This is a genomic window from Streptomyces sp. NPDC002619, from assembly GCF_042889305.1.
Classification (GTDB): domain Bacteria; phylum Actinomycetota; class Actinomycetes; order Streptomycetales; family Streptomycetaceae; genus Streptomyces.
This window is the reverse complement of sequence record NZ_JBIAQV010000029.1, coordinates 1-25,735: the sequence shown is the minus strand read 5'-3', so window position 1 is coordinate 25,735 and position 25,735 is coordinate 1. Positions and strand designations below refer to the sequence as shown.

Annotated in this window: 20 protein-coding genes; 14 read left to right on the top strand and 6 right to left on the bottom strand. The window is 71.6% G+C overall.

Annotation, left to right across the window (positions count from 1 at the left end; all coding sequences use genetic code 11):
* Positions 1-13: 13 nt before the first annotated feature.
* Positions 14-1,096 (top strand): sugar phosphate nucleotidyltransferase, encoded by a 1,083-nt coding sequence (locus ACFYXB_RS32450; protein WP_389588402.1) that lies wholly within the window; start codon positions 14-16, stop codon positions 1,094-1,096.
* A gap of 374 nt (positions 1,097-1,470) precedes the next feature.
* Here the strand turns inward: ACFYXB_RS32450 and ACFYXB_RS32445 are convergent, their stop codons facing one another.
* The 4 genes from ACFYXB_RS32445 to ACFYXB_RS32430 form a co-directional block, all read right to left on the bottom strand.
* The gene (locus ACFYXB_RS32445; RefSeq protein WP_389588400.1) at positions 1,471-2,484 is read right to left on the bottom strand and encodes a DNA-3-methyladenine glycosylase family protein; all 1,014 of its coding nucleotides are present in this window, start codon (positions 2,482-2,484) and stop codon (positions 1,471-1,473) included.
* An 83-nt stretch (positions 2,485-2,567) separates the two neighbouring features.
* Positions 2,568-3,893, bottom strand: coding sequence for a coenzyme F420-0:L-glutamate ligase (locus ACFYXB_RS32440; protein WP_389588398.1), 1,326 nt, complete (start codon positions 3,891-3,893; stop codon positions 2,568-2,570).
* Positions 3,894-4,036: 143 nt separating this feature from the next.
* Complete coding sequence (cofD, locus tag ACFYXB_RS32435; RefSeq protein ID WP_388504772.1) at positions 4,037-4,996, bottom strand: 2-phospho-L-lactate transferase; 960 nt, start codon at positions 4,994-4,996, stop codon at positions 4,037-4,039.
* A 90-nt stretch (positions 4,997-5,086) separates the two neighbouring features.
* Positions 5,087-5,617 (bottom strand): cysteine dioxygenase, encoded by a 531-nt coding sequence (locus ACFYXB_RS32430; protein ID WP_389588395.1) that lies wholly within the window; start codon positions 5,615-5,617, stop codon positions 5,087-5,089.
* A gap of 685 nt (positions 5,618-6,302) precedes the next feature.
* Between ACFYXB_RS32430 and ACFYXB_RS32425 the strand changes: the two genes are divergently transcribed.
* The 3 genes from ACFYXB_RS32425 to ACFYXB_RS32415 all read left to right on the top strand — a co-directional run bounded on the left by ACFYXB_RS32425 (position 6,303) and on the right by ACFYXB_RS32415 (position 12,039).
* Positions 6,303-6,566, top strand: a complete 264-nt coding sequence (locus ACFYXB_RS32425) for a WhiB family transcriptional regulator (protein WP_351350932.1) — start codon at positions 6,303-6,305, stop codon at positions 6,564-6,566.
* 251 nt (positions 6,567-6,817) lie between these two features.
* Entirely contained in the window at positions 6,818-10,522 is a 3,705-nt protein-coding gene (locus ACFYXB_RS32420) for a glycosyltransferase (RefSeq protein ID WP_389588393.1), read from the top strand.
* Complete coding sequence (locus ACFYXB_RS32415; RefSeq protein WP_389588390.1) at positions 10,519-12,039, top strand: DUF5719 family protein; 1,521 nt, start codon at positions 10,519-10,521, stop codon at positions 12,037-12,039. Before ACFYXB_RS32420 ends, ACFYXB_RS32415 begins: the two co-directional genes overlap by 4 nt.
* A 40-nt stretch (positions 12,040-12,079) precedes the next feature.
* On the opposite strand, the gene ACFYXB_RS32410 is transcribed toward ACFYXB_RS32415, so the two are convergent.
* Positions 12,080-12,532, bottom strand: a complete 453-nt coding sequence (locus ACFYXB_RS32410; protein ID WP_389588510.1) for a metallopeptidase family protein — start codon at positions 12,530-12,532, stop codon at positions 12,080-12,082.
* A gap of 312 nt (positions 12,533-12,844) precedes the next feature.
* Here ACFYXB_RS32410 and ACFYXB_RS32405 point away from each other — a divergent pair, with 312 nt between their 5' ends.
* The 9 genes from ACFYXB_RS32405 (at position 12,845) to ACFYXB_RS32365 (ending at position 23,104) form a co-directional block, all read left to right on the top strand.
* Positions 12,845-13,267: a DUF3499 domain-containing protein gene (locus ACFYXB_RS32405; protein ID WP_351350938.1), complete on the top strand. Its 423-nt coding sequence runs from the start codon at positions 12,845-12,847 to the stop codon at positions 13,265-13,267.
* 138 nt (positions 13,268-13,405) lie between these two features.
* Positions 13,406-15,022 carry an L-lactate permease gene (locus ACFYXB_RS32400; protein ID WP_389588508.1) on the top strand — a complete coding sequence of 539 codons (1,617 nt, stop codon included), beginning with the start codon at positions 13,406-13,408 and terminating at the stop codon, positions 15,020-15,022.
* Positions 15,023-15,124: 102 nt separating this feature from the next.
* Positions 15,125-16,489, top strand: coding sequence for a phosphomannomutase/phosphoglucomutase (locus ACFYXB_RS32395; protein WP_389588388.1), 1,365 nt, complete (start codon positions 15,125-15,127; stop codon positions 16,487-16,489).
* A 185-nt stretch (positions 16,490-16,674) separates the two neighbouring features.
* Positions 16,675-16,845: a Trm112 family protein gene (locus tag ACFYXB_RS32390; RefSeq protein ID WP_109005418.1), complete on the top strand. Its 171-nt coding sequence runs from the start codon at positions 16,675-16,677 to the stop codon at positions 16,843-16,845.
* A 115-nt stretch (positions 16,846-16,960) separates the two neighbouring features.
* Complete coding sequence (locus tag ACFYXB_RS32385; protein ID WP_389588385.1) at positions 16,961-18,088, top strand: SIS domain-containing protein; 1,128 nt, start codon at positions 16,961-16,963, stop codon at positions 18,086-18,088.
* A gap of 116 nt (positions 18,089-18,204) precedes the next feature.
* Positions 18,205-19,356: a mannose-6-phosphate isomerase, class I gene (gene manA, locus ACFYXB_RS32380; RefSeq protein ID WP_351364529.1), complete on the top strand. Its 1,152-nt coding sequence runs from the start codon at positions 18,205-18,207 to the stop codon at positions 19,354-19,356.
* 147 nt (positions 19,357-19,503) lie between these two features.
* Entirely contained in the window at positions 19,504-20,484 is a 981-nt protein-coding gene (locus ACFYXB_RS32375) for a cation diffusion facilitator family transporter (RefSeq protein WP_389588383.1), read from the top strand.
* 396 nt (positions 20,485-20,880) lie between these two features.
* On the top strand, positions 20,881-22,338 hold the full coding sequence (gene ahcY, locus ACFYXB_RS32370) for an adenosylhomocysteinase (RefSeq protein WP_351364523.1): 1,458 nt from the start codon (positions 20,881-20,883) through the stop codon (positions 22,336-22,338).
* 151 nt (positions 22,339-22,489) lie between these two features.
* A complete protein-coding gene (locus tag ACFYXB_RS32365) occupies positions 22,490-23,104 on the top strand; it encodes a hypothetical protein (protein WP_389588381.1) in 615 nt (204 codons plus the stop codon).
* Positions 23,105-23,168: 64 nt separating this feature from the next.
* On the opposite strand, the gene ACFYXB_RS32360 is transcribed toward ACFYXB_RS32365, so the two are convergent.
* Complete coding sequence (locus ACFYXB_RS32360) at positions 23,169-24,206, bottom strand: RDD family protein (protein ID WP_389588379.1); 1,038 nt, start codon at positions 24,204-24,206, stop codon at positions 23,169-23,171.
* 131 nt (positions 24,207-24,337) lie between these two features.
* On the opposite strand from ACFYXB_RS32360, the gene ACFYXB_RS32355 reads away from it, so the two are divergent.
* A complete protein-coding gene (locus ACFYXB_RS32355; protein ID WP_389588377.1) occupies positions 24,338-25,345 on the top strand; it encodes a stage II sporulation protein M in 1,008 nt (335 codons plus the stop codon).
* Positions 25,346-25,735: the final 390 nt, after the last annotated feature.

Genomic DNA, 25,735 nt, shown 5'->3' with positions numbered 1-25,735 from the left:
GCAGAGACGACAGGTGACAGAAGCGATCCTCCTGGTCGGCGGCAAAGGCACCCGGCTGCGTCCGCTCACGGTGCACACGCCCAAGCCCATGGTCCGGGCGGCCGGGGTTCCGTTCCTCACACACCAGCTGGCCAGAGCGAGGGCGGCGGGCGTCGACCACATCGTCCTCGCGACGAGCTATCTCGCCGAGGTCTTCGAGCCGTACTTTGGCGACGGCGCCGCGCTGGGCCTCCACCTCGAGTACGTCACGGAGGAGGAGCCCCTCGGCACGGGCGGCGCCATCCGCAACGCGGCCGCGCACCTCCACTCCGCCCCCGACGACCCGGTGCTGGTCTTCAACGGCGACATCCTGACCGGGCTCGACATCGGGGCGCTGGTGGACACCCACGAGTCGACCGGCGCGGACGTCTCCCTGCACCTCACCCAGGTGACGGACCCGAGGGCCTACGGCCTGGTCCCCACGGACGACACGGGCCGAGTCCTGGCGTTCCTCGAGAAGCCGCAAACCCCCGAGGAGATCGTCACCGACCAGATCAACGCGGGGGCATACGTCTTCCGCCGCTCGGTCATCGACACGATTCCCGTGGGCCGCCCGGTGTCGGTGGAGCGCGAGACGTTCCCGGACCTGCTCTCGGCCGGCGCCCACCTCCAGGGCATGGTCGACTCCACGTACTGGCTCGACCTGGGCACTCCGGCGGCGTTCGTCCGGGGTTCGGCGGACCTGGTCCTGGGCCGCGCCCCTTCCCCCGCGGTCCCCGGCCGCTGCGGCGACCGCCTCATCCTTCCTACGGCCCGCGTCGCCCCCGACGCGAAACTGACGGGCGGCACGGTGGTGGGCGAGGGCGCGTTCGTCGCGGAGGGCGCGCGGGTCTTCGGCAGCACGATCCTCCCCGGCGCCGTCATCGAACCCGGCGCGGTCATCACCGACTCCCTCATCGGCACCCGCGCCCGCGTAGGCGAACGCTCGGTCCTCACAGGCACGGTCATCGGCGACGGCGCGATCATCGGCCCCGACAACGAACTCCGAGAGGGAGCCCGCGTGTGGTGCGACGCGCGCATCCCGGGGGGAGCGCTGCGCTTCTCTTCCGACCAGTAGCTGTGCGAGTCGGCAGGGGCCCCGTCAGTGGGGGGTGCCACCCCCACACCCCCGCATCGGCCTGAACGGCCTCGTCCTCAAACGCCGGACGGGCTGAATGATGCGGACCGGCACTGAGGGAGCCCACGCCGTCCCTGCCCTAGTTGCGGGCGGTCGTGGCGCCGGGACGGCGCCCACCCAGCAGCGGCAGCAACTGTACTGCCGTAGCTGCGGGCAGTCGCGCCGCTGGGGCGATGGGGGTCCCCCCGCTCGAGCGAGGCCGAGAGTGGGGGAGGCACCCCGTTAGCGCCGGGCTGCGCGACCCACCCCCACAGGGCAGCACCGGGCGCCAGGGCAACGCGCGAAAACCACCGCCACCCGAAACCCCGCGCAACCTACAACCGGCCAATATCGCCGCGAGGCATCCGCGGAGCCCTCCGCCCCGGCACCTTCCCGCTCAACAAAATCAACCGAGCCGCCCGATGCCGCTGCCCGGCATACGGCTCCAGCAACGACAGCATCACGGAGTCGTCCGCATCCCGATCCCCCGCCAGCGCCCACCCCACGATCCCCGGCAGATGCAGATCCCCCACGGTCACCGCATCCGCCGCCCCATGACTACGCTGCACAGTCTCGGCAGACGTCCACGGCCCGATCCCCGGCACAACCTCCAGCCGAGCCTGCGCCGCCCCCGCCGGCATCCCCACCGCCTGCTCCAGCCGCGCAGCGACCCGCACGGCCCGCAGGATCGTCGACGCCCGCTTGTTGTCGACCCCGGCCCGATGCCACTCCCAGGACGGAATCAGCGCCCACGTCCGCGGCGCCGGCATGACCCACATCCGCCCACCCACCACGGACTCGGGCCCCGGCGCCGGTTCCCCGTACTTCCGCACCAGCAACCGCCACGCCCGGTACGCCTCGTCGGTCGTGACCTTCTGCTCGAGGATCGACGGGATCAACGACTCCAGCACCAGCCCGGTCCGCGTCAGCCGCAGCCCCGGCCGCCGGTGCCGGGCCAGCGCCACGACCCGGTGCCGCGGCGCGAACGCGTCGGGATCGTCCGCGGCGCCGAGCATCTCCGGCAACTGCTCCAGCAGCCACTCGGCCCCGGGCCCCCACGCCTGCCCGCGCACCTCACCGTCGTACGCCGAAACCCGCAGCGTCCCGGGCCCGGCCGGGGTCCGGCTGGCCCGCCACACGGACCCGTCCGGCAACGCGCGGAACGTCGGATCGGCCGGCCCCCGCCGCAGCGGCCCGAGCACCAGCCCGAGGTCGAGCGGCCCGTCCGGCACCCACGTCCGCAACCGCCCGGGCCCGGCCGTCGCTTGTCGCGGGACCCCTGCGGGCACGGCAACATGCCCACCGCGCACGGTCGTACGCGTGGGCCGCGAAGCGAAACGTCCTGCCACGAATGAGTTCCCTGGATTGCCGGAGTGGTCCTACGAGACTAGGGGGTCGTACGACACGACCACCTACCGTTCACCCGACACGGTCACCGCACCTCGATGAACGCCCCGGCCTCCCGCTCAGGCCGTGGCCGCGGCGGCTCCGCCGGATGACCGACCGCCACCGCTCCCATCGGATCCCAGTCCCCGGGCAGGCCGAGCACCTCGCGCACCACGTCCCGGCAGAACATCGTCGACGACACCCACGCGGAACCCAGCCGTTCCCCGGCCAGCGCGACCAGGAAGTTCTGCACCCCGGCCCCCGTGGCCACCACGAACATCTCCCGCTCGGCCCCGTCCCGCCGCGCGTCCCCATAGGTGTGGGAACCGTCCATGACGAGACACGGCACCACCAGATACGGTGCGCCCCGCAGCACCTCCCCACGCTTGACCCGCTTGGCGATCGACTCCTCGGTCTTGCCGTCCCGCCGCAGGTCGGCGATCCAGGCGCCCCGCATGGCATCGAGCAGCCGGGTCCGCGAGTCGGCCGACTCCAGCAGCACGAACCGCCACGGCGTCGTGTGGTGCGGCGCCGGCGCGGTCACCGCCGCGGCCACCGCCCGCCGTACCGCCCCGGGGTCGACGGGCTCGTCGGTGAAGGCCCGTACCGTACGCCGCTGGGTCACGGCCTCCCGTACGGCCTCGGAGGTGCCGAGCCGGAACATGTCGTCGCGCGCGTCGCGTACCAGGGCTCTCGCCCCCTGCTCGTCCGCACCGGCGACGACATGCGGCAGCCCGCGCACCACGGCGACGGGCAGCCCGGCGGCCTTGCCCTTCACGAGGTCACCGGCGGCGGCCAGTTCGTCGGCCGTGGCGACGACGGTGGCGCCGAGCGGATTGCCGTACGCGTCCGTGCCGCCGCGCAGATCGTCCAGGACGCGCACACCCGCCGCGCCGATCGCGACGTCCGTGAGCCCCGCGCGCCAGGGTCGGCCGAAGGTGTCGGTGACGACGACCCCGACGTCGACGCCCAGGGTGTCCCGCAGCCCGTCCCGGATCGCGCGCGCGGACGCGTCCGGGTCCTCGGGCAGCAACAGCACCGTCCCCGAAGGGGTGTTGGAGGCGTCGACTCCGGCGGCCGCCATCACCAGACCCTGCCGGTTCTCCACGATCCGCAGCGGCCCGCGCCGCGCCACGACCCGAACGGTCTCTCCGTCGATCGCGGCCTCCCGGTCGGCCGCCTCGATGATCCGCCCCTCCGCCTTGGACACGATCTTGGAGGTGACCAGCAGCACATCCCCGTCGACCAGCCCCGGCTCGACGGCGGCGATCAACTTGGCCAGATCGTCCCCCTGCCGAACCTCGGGAATCCCCGCAAGGGCCCACACCCGATACCCGGGCGCACCACCCACGGCGTCTCCGACGCCCACCACGCCACGCGCTCCCGCGCGCGCATCACCCGCGCCGCTTCCGCCGCCACCAGCGCGCGTGCCGCTTCCGTCTGCGCCCGCGCCAACGCCGTTCCCGTCCACGCCCGCAGTCGCGGCCCTCCCCGCGTCCTCGCTCGCCCCGTCGCTCAAGCCCCCCGCACCTCCTCCGCCAGCGTCAGCGCCTCGTGGGCCATCTGCGCGGCCGCGTCCAGGTCCGTCATCATCAGCGGTACGGCCCGGCAGCGGATGCCGGCCGACTCGACCCGCTCGACCGTGTCCGCGTCGACGGTGTCGACGAGCCAGCCGTCGAGGAGCCCCGAGCCGTAGTGTTCGGCGACCGCAGCCGCCGTGGACTCCACGCCCACCGCCGCGAGCACCTTGTCGGCCATCCCGCGCACGGGCGCGTCCCCGACGATGGGGGACAGGCCCACCACCGGCACCCCGGCGTCGGCGATCGCCTCCCGGATGCCGGGCACGGCGAGGATCGTGCCGACGGAGACGACCGGATTGGACGGCGGGAAGAGGATCACGTCCGCCTCGGCGATCGCCTCCAATACACCCGGCGCCGGCTTGGACTGCTCGGCCCCGACCGGCACGACCGCCTCGGCCGGCACGGAGGCCCGCAGCCGCACCCAGTACTCCTGGAAGTGGATCGCCTTGCGCTCACCGTCGACCTCGACGGCCACGTGCGTCTCGACGCGGTCGTCGGTCATCGGGATCAGCCGCACGCCCGGCTTCCAGCGGTCGCACAGCGCCTCGGTCACCGCGCTCAGCGGATAACCGGCGCCCAGCATCTGCGTCCGCACGATGTGCGTGGCGAAGTCCCGGTCGCCGAGCCCGAACCACTCGGGCCCGACGCCGTACGCCCCGAGTTCCTCCTTGAGGTGGAACGTCTCGTCCGTCCGTCCCCAGCCCTGCTCTTCGTTGATGCCGCCGCCGAGCGTGTACATCACCGTGTCGAGGTCCGGGCAGACCTTCAGCCCGAAGAGGTGGATGTCGTCCCCGGTGTTGCCGATGACCGTGACGTCCGCGTCCGGTGCCGCCTTCTTCAGACCGCGCAGGAACCGGGCACCACCGATGCCGCCTGCCAGAACCACAATGCGCATTGAAACAGTGTGTCAGCCGCCAGGCTGACTCGTTGAGTGGTGGTGGTCGGGCGACGGGTGGGAGGTCTTGCAGGCGGGTACGACAACGCGTCAGGCAGTCACCGGACGTGCCTCGCAGTGCGGGGTCATGGGGGTCCCCCCGGCCGGACGAAGTTGAGACTCGGGGAGCATCGGCATCTCGGTGAGGCCCGGGTAGTAGACGTGCAGGCTCACTGCCGCCTCCAGCGCGTCGTTGACCACCTCGTGTACATACCCCGGCGCGAACACCCGCTGTGCACCGTCCGCCAACGCGCGCGTGCCGCGGTCGGTCCGTTCCGTCAACGTGCCCTCCAGCACGGTCAGCACTCCGGAGGAACGGCCGTGGTCGTGCGGTCCGCTGCCCTGCCCGGGCACCCAGGACAGCAGCCACACCTCGTAGCCCGGTCCGGTGCGCAGCCGGTGGTACCAGCGCGTCGTGGCGTCGTACCGGACGAGGTGCTCCCACTGGGAGCGGTCGGCGGCGATGGAGCGGGCCAGGCCGACGAACTCGGCGACGGTGGCCGGGTGCTCGCGCGGGGGCTGGAGCAGGTGCGGGACTTCGAGGATGTCGCCGGCGATCTGGAGGTCGTTGTCGCTGTTCATGGGGGTGCGGTGGGTCCTCGACGGGAGAGTGCGGGCTGGCTGGATGTCGTGTGCCGTCCGCCCGGGTCGCGAGCGGGAGGGTGGCCCCGGATGAGGGGCTGGGAAGGGCAACAGCAGCCGAGTCGGGATGGACTCAGGAGCAGCCGGAGCGCGTTCGGCTCAACAGCTGGAACAGCAACAACAGCTACAGCGAGCGCGGGCAGCACCGTGGGACCCGGCGGTGCGGGTCGAGGTGAGCGCCGAGTTCGCGAGCATGCCCCCAAGGACAGCGGTTCACACTCGCACTGTCAACTCGAAGCCCGGATTGTGGGACACGGTTCACCTCATCCGGTTCATCTCCCGGGCGAAAGGTTTGTTCGTCGACCTCCCCGGACACATGGCGCACAACCGGGCGCACGAGCCTCGCCGGAACGCGATCGAACTCCTGGGCGTCCTTCTCCGTACAGGTGTCTGTGTGGGTGTCTGTGCGGAGTCGGCGCCCCCCGCGGACCTCCTCTGCATGTCAAGGTTTATGGCGATTTGAACACTTTCTGCATGGCCTTGGTTCCGGAGGGTGAATAACGGGGCCAATAGCAGATCTCGGCTTGACTCGCCCGGAGCAGCACACTTGTAATTTCACTCGTGTCGTTCAGCCGGAATCGGTAACGGCTACATCACGGGGACGCGAAACAGACGAGGGGCGCACATGACCGAGCTGGTGCAGCAACTGCTGGTCGACGACGCGGACGAGGAATTCGGCTGGCAGGAGCGCGCGCTGTGCGCCCAGACCGACCCCGAGTCCTTCTTCCCCGAGAAGGGCGGCTCGACCAGAGAGGCCAAGAAGGTCTGCCTCGCCTGCGAGGTCCGTTCCGAGTGCCTCGAGTACGCCCTGGCCAACGACGAGCGCTTCGGCATCTGGGGCGGCCTGTCCGAGCGGGAGCGCCGCCGGCTGAAGAAGGCCGCGGTCTGAGCCGTGCCGTGTGGCTGACCAGCTGAGTTTCCCCCTCCATCCGGTTCGTCGCATTCCATGGCATTCGTTTCCGAAGGGCACGGAACCCTCACGTAGACACATCACGAACGGCCCGTCGCGGGTGGGTTATCCACAGGCGGCGGGCCGTCGTCATGCCCAGCCGATAGTGTGGTCGCTCGTCCGAGACGCCACGCCGCCCCCAGTGGGCGCAGGTGTCCACCGCAGTCCATCGAACCGGGGCCCGTACCTCGATGTCCGTGCACAGTCATACGGCAGCCCATCAAGACACCGCTGCCACACCTGAGTTCCCGCGTCATGTGGTGACCGCGGTCCTCGTCGCGCACGACGGCGCCCGCTGGCTGCCTGACGCGCTCGCCGGGCTGCTCGGCCAGGAGCGCCCCGTGCAGTACGCCGTCGCCGCCGACACCGGCAGCGCGGACGACTCCGCCCAGCTGGTCACCGACGTGCTCGGCGCCGACCGTGTGCTCCATCTGGCCCGGCGCACCGGCTTCGGCCAGGCTGTCGAGGAGGCGAGCCGCATCGCGCCGGTCCTCACCCCGGCCGAGCTGCCGTACCTCAAGCGCCCCAGCGGCTGGGACCCCGTCACGCGCACGTGGCGCGACGACGCCTACGACATGCCCGAGCTCCCGCACGGCGAGCCGGTCCAGTGGCTGTGGCTGCTGCACGACGACTGCGCCCCCGAACCCGACGCCCTGGCCCAGCTGCTGCGCGTCGTCGAGAACGAGCACGAGCTCGGCCGTGACGACGTGGCCGTGGTCGGCCCCAAGCTCCGCGGCTGGTACGACCGCCGTCAGCTCCTGGAGGTCGGCGTCTCCATCGCCAACTCCGGCCGCCGCTGGACCGGCCTGGACCGCCGCGAGCAGGACCAGGGACAGCACGACCACGTCGGACCCGTGCTGTCCGTCTCCACCGCCGGCATGCTGATCCGGCGCGACGTCTTCGAGGAACTCGGCGGCTTCGACCGCCGGCTGCCCCTCATGCGCGACGACGTCGACCTGTGCTGGCGCGCCCACACCGCCGGCCACCGAGTCCTCATCGCCCCCGACGCGGTCGTACGGCACGCCGAGGCCGCCTCCCGCGAGCGCCGCACCGTCGACTGCGTGGGCCGCACGACCGCCTCCCCGCACAAGGTCGACAAAGCCGGCGCCGTCTACACCCTCCTCGTCAACACCCGTACGGCGGCGCTGCCGTGGGTCCTGCTGCGCCTGGTGCTCGGCACGCTCCTGCGCACCCTCGCCTACCTCGTCGGCAAGGTCCCCGGACAGGCCGTCGACGAGATCCGCGGCCTCCTGGGCGTCCTGCTGCGGCCCGAGCGGATCTTCGCCGGACGGCGCAGGCGCGGCCGTCCGGTCGTCGAGAAGGACGAGCTGCGGCCGCTGTTCCCGCCGCGCGGCGCGACCGTGCGGGCCACCGTGGAACAGGTCGCGGGCAATCTCTTCGGCGGCACCGACCCCGAGGTCTCCTCGGCCGGACGGCACGGCGGAGCGGTCGAGTCCGGGCCCGGCGGCGACGACGCCGACTTCCTCGAGATCGAGCAGTTCGCGCGCCTCAAGCGCATCGCCCGCAAGCCCGGCCCGGTGCTCTTCCTGGTGCTGCTTGTCGTCTCGCTCGCCGCCTGCCGCAACCTCCTCGGCGGCGGCGCGCTCGCGGGCGGCGCCCTGCTGCCCGCCCCGGCCGACTCCGGCGAGCTGTGGTCGCGCTATCTGGACTCCTGGCACGCGGTGGGCGCCGGCGGCACCCCGTCCGCGCCGCCGTACCTCGCGATCGTGGCGATGCTCGCCTCGACGCTGTTCGGCTCGACCGGTCTCGCGGTCACCGTCCTGCTGGTCGGCTCGGTGCCGCTGGCCGGATTCACCGCGTACTTCGCCTCCCGGCCGCTCGTCACCTCGCGCCTGCTGCGCGCGTGGGCGGCCGTCGCCTACGCCTTCCTGCCCGCCGCCACCGGCGCCCTCGCCGGCGGCCGCATCGGCACCGCCGTCCTCGCCGTGTTCCTGCCGCTCGTCGCGCGCGCGGGCATCGCCGCGAGCGGACTCACGAACTCCTCGGGCGCGCGCGGCAGTTGGCGCGCCACCTGGGCGTACGCGCTGCTGCTGACCATCACGACCGCGTTCACGCCGATCGTGTGGCCCATCGCGCTCGTCCTCGGGATCGGCGTGCTGGCCGTGCGCCGCGGCGACCTCTTCGCCCACGTCCTGCGCTTCCTGGCCCAGCTGGGCACCCCGCTGCTGATCCTCGCGCCCTGGTCGCTGGCGCTGCTCCCGTTCGGCTTCTTCAAGGAGGCGGGCCTGGAGTACGGCTCCTCGACCGCCTCCGCCCTCGATCTGCTCGGCGCCAGCCCCGGCGGCCCCGGCACGGTGCACGGGGTGATGCTCATCGGCATCGTCCTGGCCGCGCTGGCCGCACTGCTGCGCGGCGAGCGTCAGTCGGGAGTCCGGACGGCCTGGGCCGCCGCCCTGGTGGGCCTCGTCTTCGCGGTCCTGTCCAACAACTCCACCTGGGCCGGACCCGCCACCCTCGTCTACGGCATCGCGCTCCTGGCCGCCGCCACGATCGGCGCCGACGGGGTACGCGCGCGCGTGGCCGAGCAGAGCTTCGGCTGGCGCCAGCCGGTGGCCGCGCTGATCGCCTTCGCCTCGGCCGCGGGCCCGCTGCTCGTCGCCGCGGGCTGGATCGTCGGCGGTGCCGACGGGCCCGTGGAGCGGCGCGACCCCGTGCAGGTGCCCGCGTTCGTCGCCGAGGAGAGCAGCACCCGTGACCAGGCCCGGACCCTGGTACTCGACAGCGATTCCCAGGCCTATGTGCGCTACACCCTGGTGCGCGGCTCCGGGGCCCGCATGGGCGACGCCGAACTCGCGGCGTCCGACGGCGAGAACGGCACGCTCGACAAGGTCGTCGCCAATCTCGTCGCCGGCTCCGGCGCCGACCAGGCGAACCAGCTCGGCGGTTTCGCCGTGCGTTACGTCCTGGTCCACAAGGGCGCGCCGCGCGAGGTGAGCCGTGTCCTGGACGCCACGCCCGGTCTGTCCCGGCTCAGCCAGCAGGACGGCAGCGCGCTGTGGCGCGTCGACCAGCAGGTCTCGCGCGCGTCCATCGTCCCGGCCTCCGGTGGTGCGGGCGCCGCGCAGTCCGTCGCCGCGGGCCCCGTCGAGATCCACACCTCGATCCCCTCCGGCACCGACGGCCGCGTCCTGCGCCTGGCCGACTCCGCCGCCGCGGGCTGGACAGCCACCCTGGACGGCAGGCCGCTCACCCGCACCACGGTCGACGGCTGGGCCCAGGGCTTCGAACTCCCCTCCAGCGGCGGCACATTGGACGTCACCTACGACGACCCGATCGGCCACACCGGCTGGCTCGCGGCCCAGGGCCTGCTCGCGGTCGTCTTGGTCGTGCTCGCCCTGCCGGGCCGCCGCCGCGACATCGACGACGACCTGCCCGAGGAGGAGGCCGTCCTCGCCGAGGCCGTCGCCGGTGAGGGCCGCCGGGCCCGCCGGCTGCGCGCCCAGGCGGAGGCCGAGGAGACCGGCGAACCGGACGAGTCCGGCCCAGGCACCCTGCCTCCTCCGGAGGAGGTCCCGGCCGCCGTACCGCACCAGCAGTCCTACGGCGAGTGGGACGCCGCGGCCTACACGAGCGCGGAGTACGGCACCTACGGCGGCCAGCAGTACGAGGGCGGCGAGCAGTACGAGGGCGCCGGGCAGTACGAGGGCGGCGAGCAGTACGAGGGCGGCGAGCAGTACCAGGGCGCCTATGACCAGCAGGCGTACCAGGCCGACCCGTACCAGAGCGGCCAGTACGACCCGTACGGATACGGCGGCCAGGCCCAGCAGGGGCCGTACGACCCGACGTACCAGCAGGGTTACGACCCGGCCTACGACCCGGGGCAGCCCCACCCCCACGGCACCGGCAGTGAACGCCCCGACGGGAGCCAGCAGTGAACCGCACCACCCTGTCCCTGATCGCCGTGACGGCCGCGCTCGCCGCCGTCACCGGTTTCGCCGCGCTCAGCACGCCGGACGCGGATGGCGCCGACACCGCCCAGGTGGCCGCCCGGCTGCCCGTGGAGCGCACCAGCCTGCTGTGCCCGGCGCCGAGCCTCTCCGACATCGCCGAGACGTCGTACACGTCCTTCACACCGGTCACGAAGGGCACGACGGGCAGCGGCAAGGCCGAACTCCGGTCCGCCACCGAGGAGTCGGCCGACGGCACGGGCGACTCCACCGCGGGCAAGCACACGGACAAGGGCACGAAGAAGAAGGCCGCCAAGCCCGTCCTCACGCCCAAGCAGCCGGGTACCCCGGCCACCGGCGACACCACAGGCGGCGAGGCGCCCGGGCTCGTCGGCACCGCAGACGGGAAGTTCGCGCCCGGCTGGACCGTCCAGGAGACCACCGAGGTCGCCGCGGGCACCGGCCGCGGGCTGCAGGGCGTCAACTGCACCGCTCCGGACACGGAGTTCTGGTTCCCAGGCGCCAGCACGTCCGCCGACCGCACCGACTACGTGCACCTCACCAACCCCGACGACAGCGCCGCAGTCGTCGACATCGAGCTGTACGGCAAGGACGGCGCGATCAAGTCCACGGTGGGGGAGGGCATCACGGTCCAGCCGCACGCCAGTGATCCGGTCCTGCTGTCCACACTCACCGACGAGAAGCAGACCGACCTGACCGTGCACGTCAGTGTCCGCAGCGGGCGGGTCGGCGCGGCCGTGCAGGCCCTGGACGACAAGCTGGGCGGCGACTGGCTGGCCGCGTCCACCGACCCGGCGGGCACCCTGGTCCTGCCCGGCATCCCGAAGGACGCCACCTCCGTCCGGCTGACCGCCTTCACCCCCGGCGACGCCGACGCGGACCTGAAGGTGCGCCTGGCCTCCCCCGACGGCGAGATCACCCCCGCCGGCAACGAGACGCTGCACGTGAAGTCGGGCATGACGACGGCGGTCGACCTCGGCGAGGTCACGCGCGGCGAGGCCGGTTCGCTGGTGCTGACCCCCACCGACCGGTCCGTCCCGGTGGTGGCGGCCCTGCGCGTGACCCGGGGCAAGGGCGGCAGCCAGGAGACGGCGTTCATCCCCGCCACCGCCCCGGTCGGCACGCGCGCGACGGCCGCCGACAACAGTGGCAAGGGCACGACGCTGTCCCTCACGGCCCCCACCGGCACCGCGAAGGTCAAGGTCACGGCGTCGGCGGGCAGCGAGGGCGGCACGGCGGTGACGAAGACGTACACGATCAAGTCGGGCACCACCCAGGACGTCGACGCGCCCGTTCCGAGCGGTCTGAAGGGCACGTACGCGCTGACGGTGGAACCGCTTTCCGGCGGCCCGGTCTACGCGGCCCGCACGCTGGCCGCAACGCAGTCGGGCGTCCCCGGCTTCACGATCCAGACCCTCCCGGACGACCGGGGGACGGTGTCGGTGCCACAGGCGGACCAGGATCTGTCGGTGCTGCAGAAGTAGTCGGTGCCGGCCGGGCACGCGCGTGCCCGGCCGGCACGGCTCAGTCCTCGCCGTACCGGGGATCCACGGTCTCCGGAGTCAGCCCCAGCAGCTCCGCGACCTGCTCGACGACGACCTCGTGCACCAGCGCGGCACGCTCGTCGCGCCCCTTCGTGCGGATCTCCACGGGCCGCCGGTACACGACGACCCGGGCCCGGTGTCCGTCGCGCGCGGGGGCGATCCCGCCGAGCGGCACGGCGTCGTCGCTCCAGACGTCCCCGGCGCGCGCCTCGAGGCGGGGCACTTCGAGCACCAGGAAGTCGATGTCGGCGAGCTGCGGCCAGCGCCGTTCGAGACGCTCCACAGAGTCCTGCACCAGGTCCGCGAACGCCTCGGCACGGCTCGCCGCGAGCGGAACCTGCGGCGGCGCGATCGGCCCGCGCATGCCCCGCCCATGGCGGTCACGACGGCGGGGTCCGGGGCCTGCGGCACGGGGCGGTACACGGTTGTCCATCACTGGTGAAGCGTAGTCCTCGCGCGGTCCGCCCGCCCCGCCTCCACACGGCGCCCGGTATGCCCCCGCCTGGCCGGGCGGCATTGGGCCATCCTGCGGCATGTCGCAGGATGACCATTCCAGCCAAGGTTGGGCTCGTTTCCGTATCTCTCCGGGACCGCCGAACTCAAGGCAATTGACGGTGTTTGTGCAGACTCGTGACCGGATGCGAACTCGCCCCGGGTCCCGCGCATGACCGTCCACGCAGGTCAGAACGTCGTGTTCGGATGGATATGTGAACCGGAGTGCCATACGACACGGTGGAGTGACCCGGTGGAGAGTCGTCGCGGCCCGCTCAAGAGTGCGGTACCGTCCAACATCGTGAGCCCTGTACGTCGTTGTTCGCGAACCGCTTGCGGCCGACCCGCCGTCGCGACGCTGACGTACGTCTACGCCGACTCGACCGCGGTCCTCGGCCCGCTCGCCACCTACGCCGAACCCCACTGCTACGACCTGTGCGCCGAGCACTCCGAGCGCCTGACCGCCCCGCGCGGCTGGGAGGTCGTACGACTCATCGACGGCTCCGCTCCGGCCCGCCCGAGCGGCGACGATCTGGAAGCGCTTGCCAACGCCGTGCGCGAGGCGGCCCGGCCGCAGGAGCGGGCGGCCGAGGCGGGCGGCGGGGCGCGCACGGCGGACCCCATGGAGGTCGCCCGCCGGGGTCATCTCCGAGTCCTGCGCTCGCCGGACAACTGACCCGACTGCCGCGGTCTCCAGATCCCCTTTTCGGTTGAACGATGCACGACCATTGACGTGCCGTTGTCGCGGACACGACCATTCCGTCAGTCGAAATGAGAATTCACATTCCGCATGACGGAAACCGGGGAGGTCCCCGTGTACGTCCAGAAGCTGGAGCCGCTCGCCGATTCGCTCGGCCTGTCCGCATTCGTCGCAGCCCTGCCCCTCGTCATCGTCCTGATCCTGCTCGGCGGCGTCCGCCTCAAGGCGCACCTCGCGGGCCTGATCGGCCTCCTCGCGGCCGTTCTCGTCGCCTGTTTCGCCTACGGCATGCCGCTCGACCAGACGCTCTCCAGCGCCGTCCAGGGGGCCGCCTTCGGCCTCTTCCCCATCCTGTGGATCGTCGTCAACGCACTGTGGGTGTACCGGATGACCGTCCGCACCCGGCACTTCGACATCCTGCGCCGCTCCTTCGGACGGCTCTCCGACGACCCGCGCATCCAGGCCCTCGTCGTCGCCTTCTGCTTCGGCGCCCTGCTCGAGGCCCTGGCCGGATTCGGCGCACCGGTCGCCATCTGCTCCGTGATGCTGGTCGCCCTCGGCTTCGACCCCGTGCGCGCGGCCGTCGTCTCCCTCGTCGCCAACACCGCGCCCGTCGCCTTCGGCGCCATGGGCACCCCGGTCGTCACGCTCGCCCAGGTCACCGGGCTGCCACTGGACTCCGTCGCCTCCGTCGTCGGCCGGCAGACACCGCTGCTCGCGCTGGTGGTGCCGCTCGTCCTGGTCGGGCTCGTCGACGGGAAGCGCGGACTGCGCGAGACCTGGGTGCCCGCCCTGGTGTGCGGAGTCGCCTTCGCCGCCGCCCAGTTCGCCGTCTCCAACTACGTCTCCGCCCAACTCGCCGACATCGCCGCCTCCTTGATCGGAGCGGGCGCCCTGGTCGCTGTACCGCACGCGCGTGTGCCCGCCACCGATGCCGTACGGACGTCCGTGCTCACCGGCGCCCGCAGCGCCGACCTCGACGAGAGCGATCCGCGGCCCGAAGTCCTGCGCGCCTACGCCCCGTACGCCCTCATCGTCGTGATCTTCTCCGTCGCCCAGATCCCCGCGGTCAAGGACTGGCTGGCGGGCACCACGAAGACCTACGACTGGCCGTTCCTGAACGTCGTCAACCCCGACGGCGATCCGGTCGGCGGAAACATCTTCACCTGGCCGATCGTCTCCACCGGCGGCACCCTCGTCCTGATCGCCGGAGTGCTCACGGCCGTCGTCCTCGGCGTCCACGCGCGCGTGGCGGTGCGCGAATGGCTGGGCACGGTCGTCGAGTTGCGGTTCGCGATCCTGACCGTGACGTCCGTACTGGCCCTCGCCTACGTCATGAACCTCTCCGGACAGGCGGCGACGATCGGCCACTTCGTGGCGGCCGCCGGAGCCGGGCTGGGCTTCCTGTCGCCAGTGCTCGGCTGGTTCGGCGTGGCCGTCTCCGGGTCCGACACCTCGGCCAACGCACTGTTCGGAGCCCTCCAGGTGAGCGCGGCCCGCGAGTCGGGGCTGTCGCCCGAACTGCTCGCCGCCGCCAACAGTTCGGGCGGTGTGCTCGGCAAGATGATCTCGCCGCAGAACCTCACCATCGCCTGCGCCGCGGTCGGCCTGGCGGGCCGTGAGGGCGACCTGCTGCGCAAGGTGCTGCCCTGGAGCGTCGGCCTGCTGCTGGTGATGTGCCTGATCGTCGTCGGCCAGAGTTCGCCGGTACTGGACTGGATGCTTCCCTGACCTGACAGGTTACGGCTGGGGGTCCACCTGGAGTCCGCGAACCACCCGCCCCGCGCGGGCGGGTAGTTTGTGCTGACCGATAGGACTTCAGGAGGGTTGGCCGTGGCTGCTGATCTGTCACAGATCGTGAAGGCGTACGACGTACGCGGAGTGGTTCCGGACCAGTGGGACGAATCGCTGGCCGAACTCTTCGGCGCGGCCTTCGCCCAGGTCACCGGGGCCGACGCGATCGTCGTCGGTCACGACATGCGGCCGTCGTCGCCCGGCCTGTCCGGCGCCTTCGCGCGCGGCGCGGCCGCGCGCGGCGTCGACGTCACCGAGATCGGCCTGTGCTCCACGGACCAGCTGTACTACGCGTCCGGCGCCCTCGGTCTGCCGGGCGCGATGTTCACGGCCTCGCACAACCCCGCGCAGTACAACGGCATCAAGATGTGCCGCGCGGGGGCGGCACCGGTCGGCCAGGACACCGGTCTCGCCGAGATCCGTGAACTGGTCGAGGGCCGGCTGGAGTCGGGCGCCCCGCAGTCCGCGTCCCGGCCCGGAACCCTCACGCGGCGCGACACGTTGGAGGATTACGCGGCATACCTCCGCTCCCTCGTCGACCTGACCTCCATCCGCCCCCTGAAGGTCGTCGTCGACGCGGGCAACGGCATGGGCGGCCACACGGTCCCCACGGTCTTCGCCGGCCTGCCCCTGACCCTGGTCCCGATGTACTTCGAGCTGGACGGCACGTTCCCCAACCACGAGGCCAACCCGCTTGACCCCGCCAACATCGTCGACCTGCAGCAGCGCGTCCGCGAGGAGGGCGCCGACCTCGGCATCGCCTTCGACGGCGACGCCGACCGCTGTTTCGTCGTCGACGAGCACGGCGACCCCGTGTCCCCGTCGGCGATCACCGCCCTGGTGGCCGCACGCGAGCTGGCCAGGAACGGCGGCCGGGGCACGGTCATCCACAACCTGATCACGTCCTGGTCGGTCCCCGAGGTGGTCCGCGAGCACGGCGGCACCCCGGTCCGCACCCGCGTCGGCCACTCCTTCATCAAGGCGGAGATGGCGGACAAGGGCGCGATCTTCGGCGGCGAGCACTCCGCGCACTACTACTTCAAGGACTTCTGGAACGCCGACACGGGCATGCTCGCGGCCCTCCACGTCCTCGCGGCTCTGGGCGGCCAGGACGGCCCGCTCTCGGCCCTGGTCGCGGAGTACGACCGCTACGTCGGCTCCGGCGAGATCAACTCCGAGGTCGCCGACCAGAAGTCCCGCCTCGCCGCGATCCGCGCCGCGTACGAGGGCCACGACGACACCACCCTCGACGACCTGGACGGCCTCACCGTCTCCACCGCCGACTGGTGGTTCAACGTCCGCCCCTCCAACACGGAGCCCTTCCTGCGCCTGAACGCCGAGGCCCGCGACGAGGCGACGATGACCAAGGTGCGGGACGAGGTACTGGGGATCATCCGGGGCTGACGGGGGAGCAGGGCAGGCGCGGTCGCGACGGGGCGACCCCGGGGCCCGGGGCAGGCTTGGGACGGCGACCCGCCGGAAGCGGCGAACCCTTCCGCCCTGCCTCGCCCGACTCCCACACGCCGCCCCCTACGGCGGTACGCTGACCAGGCACATCCGTGCACGCACCCGCCCGAAGGGACAACCCCATGCCGCTCGAAGCCGGCCTCCTGGAGATCCTCGCCTGCCCGGCCTGCCACGCTCCCCTCAAGGAGCAGGACTCCGAGCTGATCTGCACCGGTCAGGACTGCGGTCTGGCGTACCCGGTCCGCGACGGCATCCCCGTCCTCCTGGTCGACGAGGCCCGCCGCCCCGCGTAGCCCAGGCATCCCGCCCGGGACGTACGAGGCCGGCGCACCGGCGTCGGCCGGCACAGGCACCACCCGCACAGACGAGCCGCCCTGCAAGGACCCGGGCGATCGGAGGCTGCCGCCCATGCTCGACGAATCGCTGCTCGACGCCCCAGAGGGCCTCGCCGAGGCCGACAGCCGCGGCCTTCTGCGCGGCGCCGCGGAAGCGGGCGCACGCGTGCGTACCGCGGCCCGGCACGCCACCGAGGCCGGCGTCGACGACCTCAAACCGGACGGCCGCCCCCGCGCCGTCCTGATCGCGGGCCCCGGCGCCTCCGCCACCCACGCGGCCGACCTGCTCGGCTCGCTCGCGGGCCCCGGCAGCCCTGTCATCCGGCTGGCCCCCACCGGCGTGGCCCCGGCCGCGGGTGCCCTGCGCTGGGAGCTCCCCGGCTGGGCCGGCTCCGTCGACCTGCTCCTGATCGCCACCCCGGACGGCACCGAGCCGAGCCTCTCCCTGCTCGCCGAGCAGGCCTATCGCCACGGCTGCACGGTCGCCGCCGTCGCCCCGGCCGGCACCCCGCTCGCCGAGGCCGTCGACGGCGCCCACGGCCTTTTCGTACCGATGGCCACGGCCCCGTACGACCACGAAGAGCCCCTTGCCGCGTCCTCGCCCGGCGTCCTGTGGGCGCTGCTCACCCCACTGCTCGCGCTCCTCGACCGCATCGGCCTGGTCACCGCCCCTGCCGAGGACCTGGAGAAGGTCGCCGACCGTCTCGACCTCATCGCCGAGCGCTGCGGCCCGGCCATCGTGACGTACAGCAACCCCGCCAAGACCCTCGCCGCCGAACTCGCCGACGCGCTCCCCGTGATCTGGACGGAGGGCCCCTCGGCCGGACCGGCGGGCCGCCGTTTCTCCGCCGCCCTCGCCGAGCTCGCCGGCCGCCCCGCCCTCGTCGAGGAACTCCCCGAGGCGCTCGCCGCGCACAGTGCCCTGCTCGCCGGTCCGCTCGCCGCCAGCGCCGACCCCGACGACTTCTTCCGCGACCGCGTCGACGAGCCCGCGGCACTGCACGCGCGCGTGGTGCTGCTCCGCGACCGCCCGATCGGCGGCCTCACCGCCGCTCCGGCCGCCCGCGACCTGGCCCTCAGCCACGACACGCCGATCAGCGAGCTGGAACCAGAGCCCGGCGACGAGCTGGAGACCCTCGCGGAACTGATCGCCATGACGGATTTCGCTGCCGTTTACCTTGCGCTCGCTTCGAGGGCCTGATCTTGTTGCCGACGCCCCGACCGGCGTACGTGACACGCCCCGACCGGTGTACGCGAAGCGAACCACAGCCGTACCCGGCGCGACGTACGTAAGACGAGAACCGGCAGAGAGAGCCCATGGACCGCCTCGACAACACCATCCGCCCCTACGCCTGGGGTTCCCCCACCGCCATCCCGAAGCTCCTCGGCGTCGAGCCGACCGGCGAGCCGCAGGCGGAGATGTGGATGGGCGCGCACCCGGGAGCACCCTCGCGCACCGCGCGCGGCACCCTTGTCGAGGTCATCGACGCGCACCCGGAGCAGGAACTGGGACCGGAGGCCGTCGCCAAGTTCGGCCCCCACCTGCCCTTCCTGCTGAAGATCCTCGCGGCCGGCGCCCCGCTCTCCCTCCAGGTGCACCCCAACCTGGAACAGGCCAAGGAGGGGTACGCGGACGAGGAGCGGCGCGGCATCCCGGTGGACGCCCCGCACCGTAACTACAAGGACGCCAACCACAAGCCCGAACTGATCTGCGCGCTCACCGAGTTCGACGGCCTGTGCGGCTTCCGCGACCCGCTCGAGACCGCCGACCTGCTCGACGGGCTCGGCGTCGACTCCCTCAAGCCGTACGTCGACCTGCTGCGCGCCCACCCGGAGGACGCGGCCCTGCGCGAGGTCCTGACCGCGGTCCTCACGGCCGACCGCGAGGAGATGGCCCACACGGTCGCCCAGGCCACCGCGGCCTGCACCCGACTCGGCGGCGATTACGCGCCGTACGCCGACATCGCCCACCACTACCCCGGCGACCCCGGCGTCATCGCCGCCATGCTCCTCAACTACGTCCGCCTGCAGCCGGGCGAGGCCCTCTTCCTCGGCGCCGGCATCCCGCACGCGTACCTCAACGGCCTCGGCGTCGAGATCATGGCCAACTCGGACAACGTCCTGCGCTGCGGCCTGACCCCCAAGCACGTCGACGTCCCCGAACTCCTGCGCATCGTCCGCTTCGAGCCGAGCGACCCGGGCGTGCTGCGCCCCGAGGCCTCGCCGGACGGCGAGGAGGTCTACGAGACGCCGATCGACGAGTTCCGGCTGTCCCGGTACGTCCTGTCCGAGGGCGGCGCCGCCCACGATCTCACCCTGGTCACGCCGCAGATCCTGCTGTGCACGGCCGGTTCCGTACGGGCGGGCGAGCACGAACTGACCGCCGGCCGTTCCGTGTTCGTCCCGGCGGGGGAGAAGGCCGAAGTGTCCGGGTCGGGCACGGTCTTCCGGGCCACTGTGATTGTCTGACCGGACTTGTGGACACCTGACGCGCCCCGGGAGAGCCGGGCTGCAAGAATGGCCCACTGGCAAAGGCCGGGCAAAGACGACGGGTACGGGCGACGGGCCCGGCCCGGTCGGCGCAGACGTACGTAGGCGAAGGGACAACGCGGACACATGAGCGCGGCAGGCGGCACCAGGGCGATCGTGGCGGCACTCGGCGCCAACCTCGCGATCGCGGCATCGAAGTTCGTGGCGTTCGCGTTCAGCGGCTCGTCCTCGATGCTCGCCGAAGGCGTGCACTCGCTCGCCGACTCCGGCAACCAGTTCCTGCTGCTGATCGGCGGCAAGAAGGCCCAGCGCGAGGCGACCCCGCAACACCCCTTCGGCTACGGCCGCGAGCGGTACATCTACGCATTCCTCGTCTCCATCGTCCTCTTCTCGGTCGGCGGCATGTTCGCCATCTACGAGGGCTACGAGAAGATCACCCACCCGCACGAGATCGAGAACTGGTACTGGCCGGTCGGCGTCCTCGCTTTCGCGATCATCGCCGAGGGCTTCTCCTTCCGTACGGCCATCAAGGAGTCCAACGAACTGCGCGGCACGCACTCCTGGTCGCAGTTCATCCGCCGCGCCAAGGCGCCCGAGCTGCCCGTCGTCCTCCTGGAGGACTTCGGCGCGCTCATCGGTCTCGTCCTCGCCCTCGGCGGTGTCGGCCTCTCCGTGCTCACCGGCGACGGCGTCTGGGACGGCATCGGCACGGTCTGCATCGGTGTCCTGCTCGTCTCGATCGCCCTCGTCCTGGCGGCCGAGACCAAGTCGCTGCTGCTCGGTGAGGCCGCCGGCACCGAACAGCTCAAGCAGATCGAGGCCGCGATCGTCGACGGCGAGACGGTCACCCGCATCATCCACATGCGCACCCTCCACCTCGGCCCCGAGGAACTGCTGGTCGCGGCCAAGATCGCCGTCCAGCACGACGACACGGCCACCGAGGTCGCGAACGCCATCGACGCCGCCGAGGCCCGCATCCGCGCCGCCGTCCCGATCGCCCGAGTGATCTACCTCGAACCGGACATCTACAGCGAGACCGAGGCCGCCAAGGGCCCAGACCCCGAGGCCACCCCGGGCGGCCCCACACCTCACGCCACCGGCCACTGACCCGCGCTACGCCCCCGCGCCCGCCGCACACTCGACGGGCCCCGCTCACGCAACTCGACCCCGCCGAGCTGCGGGCACTGTTCCGCGAACCGCCCGTGCGGACGCCACCCCCACCCAGCACACGGGACGCCGATCACACCCCGTGATCGGCGCGAAGTGTTCGCAAGCGGACTGGGGACCATGACGTCCCGCGGTGTAGCTTGGGACCGAGCCAGACGTCGCTGCTGATGGCGGTCGGGCGGTCCCAAAGAGGACCGGCCGAGGGAGAGAGGGCCTCCGACGGACTGCGCTGCGCGCACGCGGGCATGCCTGTGTCCCCCTTTCGGGCACCCCTGTGTCCGCCGCCGCGCAGAACAGCCCTACCCACCTCGACCCAATCCCGAGGAGCAGCTCGCAATGACGACTGTCGACAACCGACAGGACTTCAAGGTCGCCGACCTCTCCCTGGCCGACTTCGGCCGCAAGGAGATCACCCTCGCCGAGCACGAGATGCCGGGCCTCATGGCGATCCGCAAGGAATACGCCGAGGCACAGCCCCTCGCCGGCGCCCGTGTCACCGGCTCCCTGCACATGACGGTGCAGACCGCCGTCCTCATCGAGACCCTGGTCGCCCTCGGCGCCCAGGTCCGCTGGGCCTCCTGCAACATCTTCTCCACCCAGGACCACGCGGCCGCCGCCATCGCCGTCGGCCCGAACGGCACGCCCGACAACCCGCAGGGCGTCCCGGTCTTCGCCTGGAAGGGCGAGACCCTGGAGGAGTACTGGTGGTGCACCGAGCAGGCGCTGACCTGGCCGGACAGCCCCACCGGCGGCCCGAACATGATCCTGGACGACGGCGGTGACGCCACCCTCCTCGTCCACAAGGGCGTCGAGTACGAGAAGGACGGCAAGGTCCCCGGCCTGGAGACCGCCGAGTCCGACGAGCACCGCGTCATCCTCCAGCTGCTCCACCGCACCCTGGGCGAGAACCCCCAGAAGTGGACCCAGCTGGCCTCCGAGATCCGCGGCGTCACCGAGGAGACCACGACCGGCGTCCACCGTCTGTACGAGATGCAGCGCGACGGCGTCCTCCTCTTCCCGGCGATCAACGTCAACGACGCCGTCACGAAGTCCAAGTTCGACAACAAGTACGGCTGCCGCCACTCCCTGGTCGACGGCATCAACCGCGCCACCGACGTCCTGATCGGCGGCAAGACCGCAGTCATCTGCGGCTACGGCGACGTGGGCAAGGGCTGCGCCGAGTCCCTGCGCGGCCAGGGTGCCCGCGTGATCATCACCGAGATCGACCCGATCTGCGCCCTGCAGGCGGCGATGGACGGCTACCAGGTCACGACCCTCGACGAGGTCATCGACAAGGCCGATATCTTCGTCACCACGACCGGCAACAAGGACATCATCATGGCCGCCGACATGGCCAAGATGAAGCACCAGGCGATCGTCGGCAACATCGGCCACTTCGACAACGAGATCGACATGGCCGGCCTCGCCAAGATCCCCGGCATCGTCAAGGACGAGGTCAAGCCGCAGGTCCACACCTGGACCTTCCCGGACGGCAAGGTGATCATCGTCCTCTCCGAGGGCCGCCTGCTGAACCTGGGCAACGCCACCGGCCACCCGTCGTTCGTGATGTCCAACTCCTTCGCGGACCAGACGCTGGCCCAGATCGAGCTGTTCACCAAGCCCGACGAGTACCCGGTCGGCGTCTACACGCTGCCCAAGCACCTCGACGAGAAGGTCGCACGCCTCCACCTGGACGCGCTCGGCGTGAAGCTGACCAAGCTGCGCCCCGAGCAGGCCGCGTACATCGGCGTGGACGTCGACGGCCCGTACAAGTCGGACCACTACCGCTACTGAGTCCGCAGCCCCACCCACCGGGGGAGCGCGTCCGTACACCGACGCGCCCGCCCCGGCGGCAGGTCCTCCGAGGCAGGCCCCCGCACCCCCGTGCCGGGGGCCTGCCCCTTTGGCCTCAGGCCGGACCACCTCGTCAAGACCCAGGACCCCTATGCCCCGCGGCCGTTATTCGCTCCACGATCCGCACGATCACACCCCCCTCGCGAACGAGCACTTCCACTGCGCCCCCGGCCCGTCCGGCTGGCGCTATGTCTCTCAACTGACCACCCCCTCGGGCGACCACAGCGGCTCCGTCGACCTCGCCCTCGACGAACTGGGCCGCCCCATCCGCCTCGAACTGCACGCCGGGGGCTGGCAGGTGCGTGGCGCCGCCCTCGACGGTGTCACCTGGGTCCGCACCGACCCCACCGGAACTCATGCCACCGAAGGCAATGTGCGCGCCCACGCCTTCACCGGCACGTCCCCCGCGTTCATCGTCGCCACCGCCCGTCTCCTGCGCCTCACCCCTTCCGCCGCCGCGACCCGCGTACGCCTCGTGGCCTTCACGGACCCGGTCCTCGCCCCCCGCACCGTCGACCAGTCCTGGGCCCTGGTGAACAGCGAAACACACGCCACTGACAATGACCCCCTCATCGTGGACGAATACGAGGTCACAGCCCTGGACACAGGCGAACAGCACGCCGTGTACATCGCCGGAGACGTGGTCCTGGCGGCCCCCGGCATCGAGCTGGAGGACCTCGAATCACCGCCGTCGGTCTTCACCTGACGGGCATCTCGAAGCGCCGGGCGACCAGACCTTCGCCGGGCGCGAAGGACCTGGTCCAGGCCGGCTACGCAGGCGGTACGAAACCGGTGCTCGGGCGGTCGGCGGTCGGCGTGTCGTCCTGCGCGGGCTGTGTACTTGGTGCGGGCGGCACGACCGGCGAATGGCCTGTGGTCCCGCCGTCGACGGGATATGTCACTGGCCGCTGAGGCTGATACGCGGCCGCCGCGGGAGGCTGTGCCCCGGGGGCGGCGTAGCCACCGGCCCCACCAGCCGTGGCCGGGTAGCCGGAAGGCACCACCTCACCCGCCCCAGGCACACCGCCGACCACAGGTGCCCCACCCGCGGCAGCACCGCCCTCCCCGAAGGCTCGCCGGGCATCGCGTGCCTGCCGCTCCTGCACCACCGCTGCCAGAAACGCCGCCGGCGGAGTCTCCTGCGGCACCGGCGCCCCCGTGCGAGCCGACAGATCCGCCGCGAGCCGTTGCGCCATCGACCAGGAGACCTGCGGATCGAGCTGCTGCATCCGAGTCAGGTACTGACGGACGGCCAGCCACAGACCGTCGGGAACCGCCGACAGATCGAGCTCGGAGAAACGCCCCTCCAACCAGGGCGGCGGCGGGGGAACGAACCGTGCCTGCCCTACCGGAATCCGCTCCCGTACGACCAGGGTGCCCGCGAAGACATCCCCGACCCGCCGCCCGCGCGCGGACACGAACGAAGCGATGCAAGCGACCACCCCGAACGTCAGCAGAATCTCGACGACACCGATCGCACCCCGCACCAGCGCATGCCGGAACCGGATCGGCCCGCCGTCGTCGCGCACCACACGCAGCCCGAACGCCAGCTTCCCCAGCGAGCGCCCATGACTGAGCGTCTCCACCGCGATCGGCGCACCCACCAGCACGAGCACGAATGCCGCGATCGAGAGCGCGGTCTGCGCCGCCACATCCAGGGAAGCAGTCGCCGCCACCAGCGCAATGGTCACGACGACATAGGCGATGACGGCCACGATCAGGTCGAGCAACACCGCCAGCGCCCTGCTGGGCAGCCTCGCGGGGCGCAACTCCAGCGCCACCGCCTCCCCCGTCACCAGCTCACTCACACCCATCGTCCTTCCCCTGGTCTGCCCCGAGAACCGCAAGTCTGCCAAGCTGAGGGCGCATCGCGCCCCAGTACGACAAGCTGACCGTCTCGACGAGCAGTCGACGACCGGCCGAGGAGCAGGCACACCCGATGGACCTCGACGTCTTCGTCTCCGCCCACCGAGCCGAGTGGGACCGCCTCGACGCCCTGCTCCGCCGCCAGCGCCGGCTCACCGGAGCGGAAGCCGACGAACTCGTCGCCCTCTACCAGCGCACGGCCACTCACCTCTCCCTCATCCAGTCCAGCGCCCCCGACCCGCAGCTGACGGGCCGGCTCAGCCAGCTCGTGGCACGCGCGCGTAGCGCCGTGACCGGCACCCGCCGCGCCTCCTGGCGAGACGTGACGCGCTTCCTGGGGCAGGGATTCCCCGCCGCCGTCTATCGGGCGCGTCACTGGTGGGTGCCCACCGCGCTGCTGTCCACGGTCGTCGCGATCCTCCTGGGGTGGTGGATCGGTACGCACCCCGAGGTGCAGTCGTCCATCGCGGCCCCCGGCCAACTGCGGGAACTCACCCGTCCGGGCGGAGAGTACGAGACGTATTACTCGAGCCATCCCGCCGCCGCCTTCGCAGCCCAGGTGTGGACCAACAACGCCCAGGCCGCCGCGATGTGCCTGGTCCTGGGCGTCTTCCTGTGCCTCCCTGTCCTCTGGATCCTCTTCCAGAACATGCTCAACCTGGGCGTCGGCTTCGGCCTGATGTCGTCGGCCGGCCGACTCGACACGTTCCTCGGCCTGGTCCTCCCACACGGCCTGCTCGAACTGACTGCGGTCTTCGTGGCGGCCGGTACGGGACTACGTCTCGGCTGGACCGTCATCGACCCCGGCCTGCGCAACCGCCGCACCGCCCTCGCGGAGGAGGGCAGGGCCGCGGTGGGCATGGCCATCGGCCTCGCCCTGGTCCTTTTCGTCTCCGGTGCCATCGAAGGCTTCGTGACCCCGTCGGGCCTGCCCACGTGGGCTCGCATAGGCATCGGAATCGCCGCTGAGCTGGCCTTTCTGGCGTACGTCTTCATCCTCGGCGGCCGCGCGGCACGTTCGGGCGACACGGGTGACGTTGAGGCATCCGAGCGGAGTTCGGCCGTACCGACGGCCGCCTGATGTGCGGGCACCCCTCGTGAGCTGCTAGTGTCCTCTTCGCCCCACAAGACCTGTTGACACGGAGCGCGTGGGGAGGTAGATTCAAACAGTTGCCTAGAACTGGACAGTTCCAAGGGCGACCACCTAGAATCTATTTACTCCTCGTGAAGTCGCATTTCCGAGGAGTAACTCCCGATTACTCAGAAATGAGCGGCCGGTCAGACCGGCCAAGAACTTCTGATAAAGTCGGAACCGCCGGAAAGGGAAACGCGAGAGCGGGAACCTGGAAAGCACCGAGGAAATCGGATCGAGAAAAGATCTGATAGAGTCGGAAACAGCGAAGGGAAGCGCCCGGAGGAAAGCCCGAGAGGGTGAGTACGAAGGAAGCGTCCGTTCCTTGAGAACTCAACA

Bases quoted from the DNA above. Each gene is read 5' to 3' on its own strand.
- cofD (WP_388504772.1), bottom strand. From the start codon at position 4,996: ATGCGCATTGTGGTTCTGGCAGGCGGCATCGGTGGTGCCCGGTTCCTG.
- ACFYXB_RS32430 (WP_389588395.1), bottom strand. From the start codon at position 5,617: ATGAACAGCGACAACGACCTCCAGATCGCCGGCGACATCCTCGAAGTC.
- ACFYXB_RS32425 (WP_351350932.1), top strand. From the start codon at position 6,303: ATGACCGAGCTGGTGCAGCAACTGCTGGTCGACGACGCGGACGAGGAA.
- ACFYXB_RS32420 (WP_389588393.1), top strand. From the start codon at position 6,818: ATGTCCGTGCACAGTCATACGGCAGCCCATCAAGACACCGCTGCCACA.
- ACFYXB_RS32410 (WP_389588510.1), bottom strand. From the start codon at position 12,532: ATGGACAACCGTGTACCGCCCCGTGCCGCAGGCCCCGGACCCCGCCGT.
- ACFYXB_RS32390 (WP_109005418.1), top strand. From the start codon at position 16,675: ATGCCGCTCGAAGCCGGCCTCCTGGAGATCCTCGCCTGCCCGGCCTGC.
- ACFYXB_RS32385 (WP_389588385.1), top strand. From the start codon at position 16,961: ATGCTCGACGAATCGCTGCTCGACGCCCCAGAGGGCCTCGCCGAGGCC.
- manA (WP_351364529.1), top strand. From the start codon at position 18,205: ATGGACCGCCTCGACAACACCATCCGCCCCTACGCCTGGGGTTCCCCC.
- ACFYXB_RS32375 (WP_389588383.1), top strand. From the start codon at position 19,504: ATGAGCGCGGCAGGCGGCACCAGGGCGATCGTGGCGGCACTCGGCGCC.
- ahcY (WP_351364523.1), top strand. From the start codon at position 20,881: ATGACGACTGTCGACAACCGACAGGACTTCAAGGTCGCCGACCTCTCC.
- ACFYXB_RS32365 (WP_389588381.1), top strand. From the start codon at position 22,490: ATGCCCCGCGGCCGTTATTCGCTCCACGATCCGCACGATCACACCCCC.
- ACFYXB_RS32355 (WP_389588377.1), top strand. From the start codon at position 24,338: ATGGACCTCGACGTCTTCGTCTCCGCCCACCGAGCCGAGTGGGACCGC.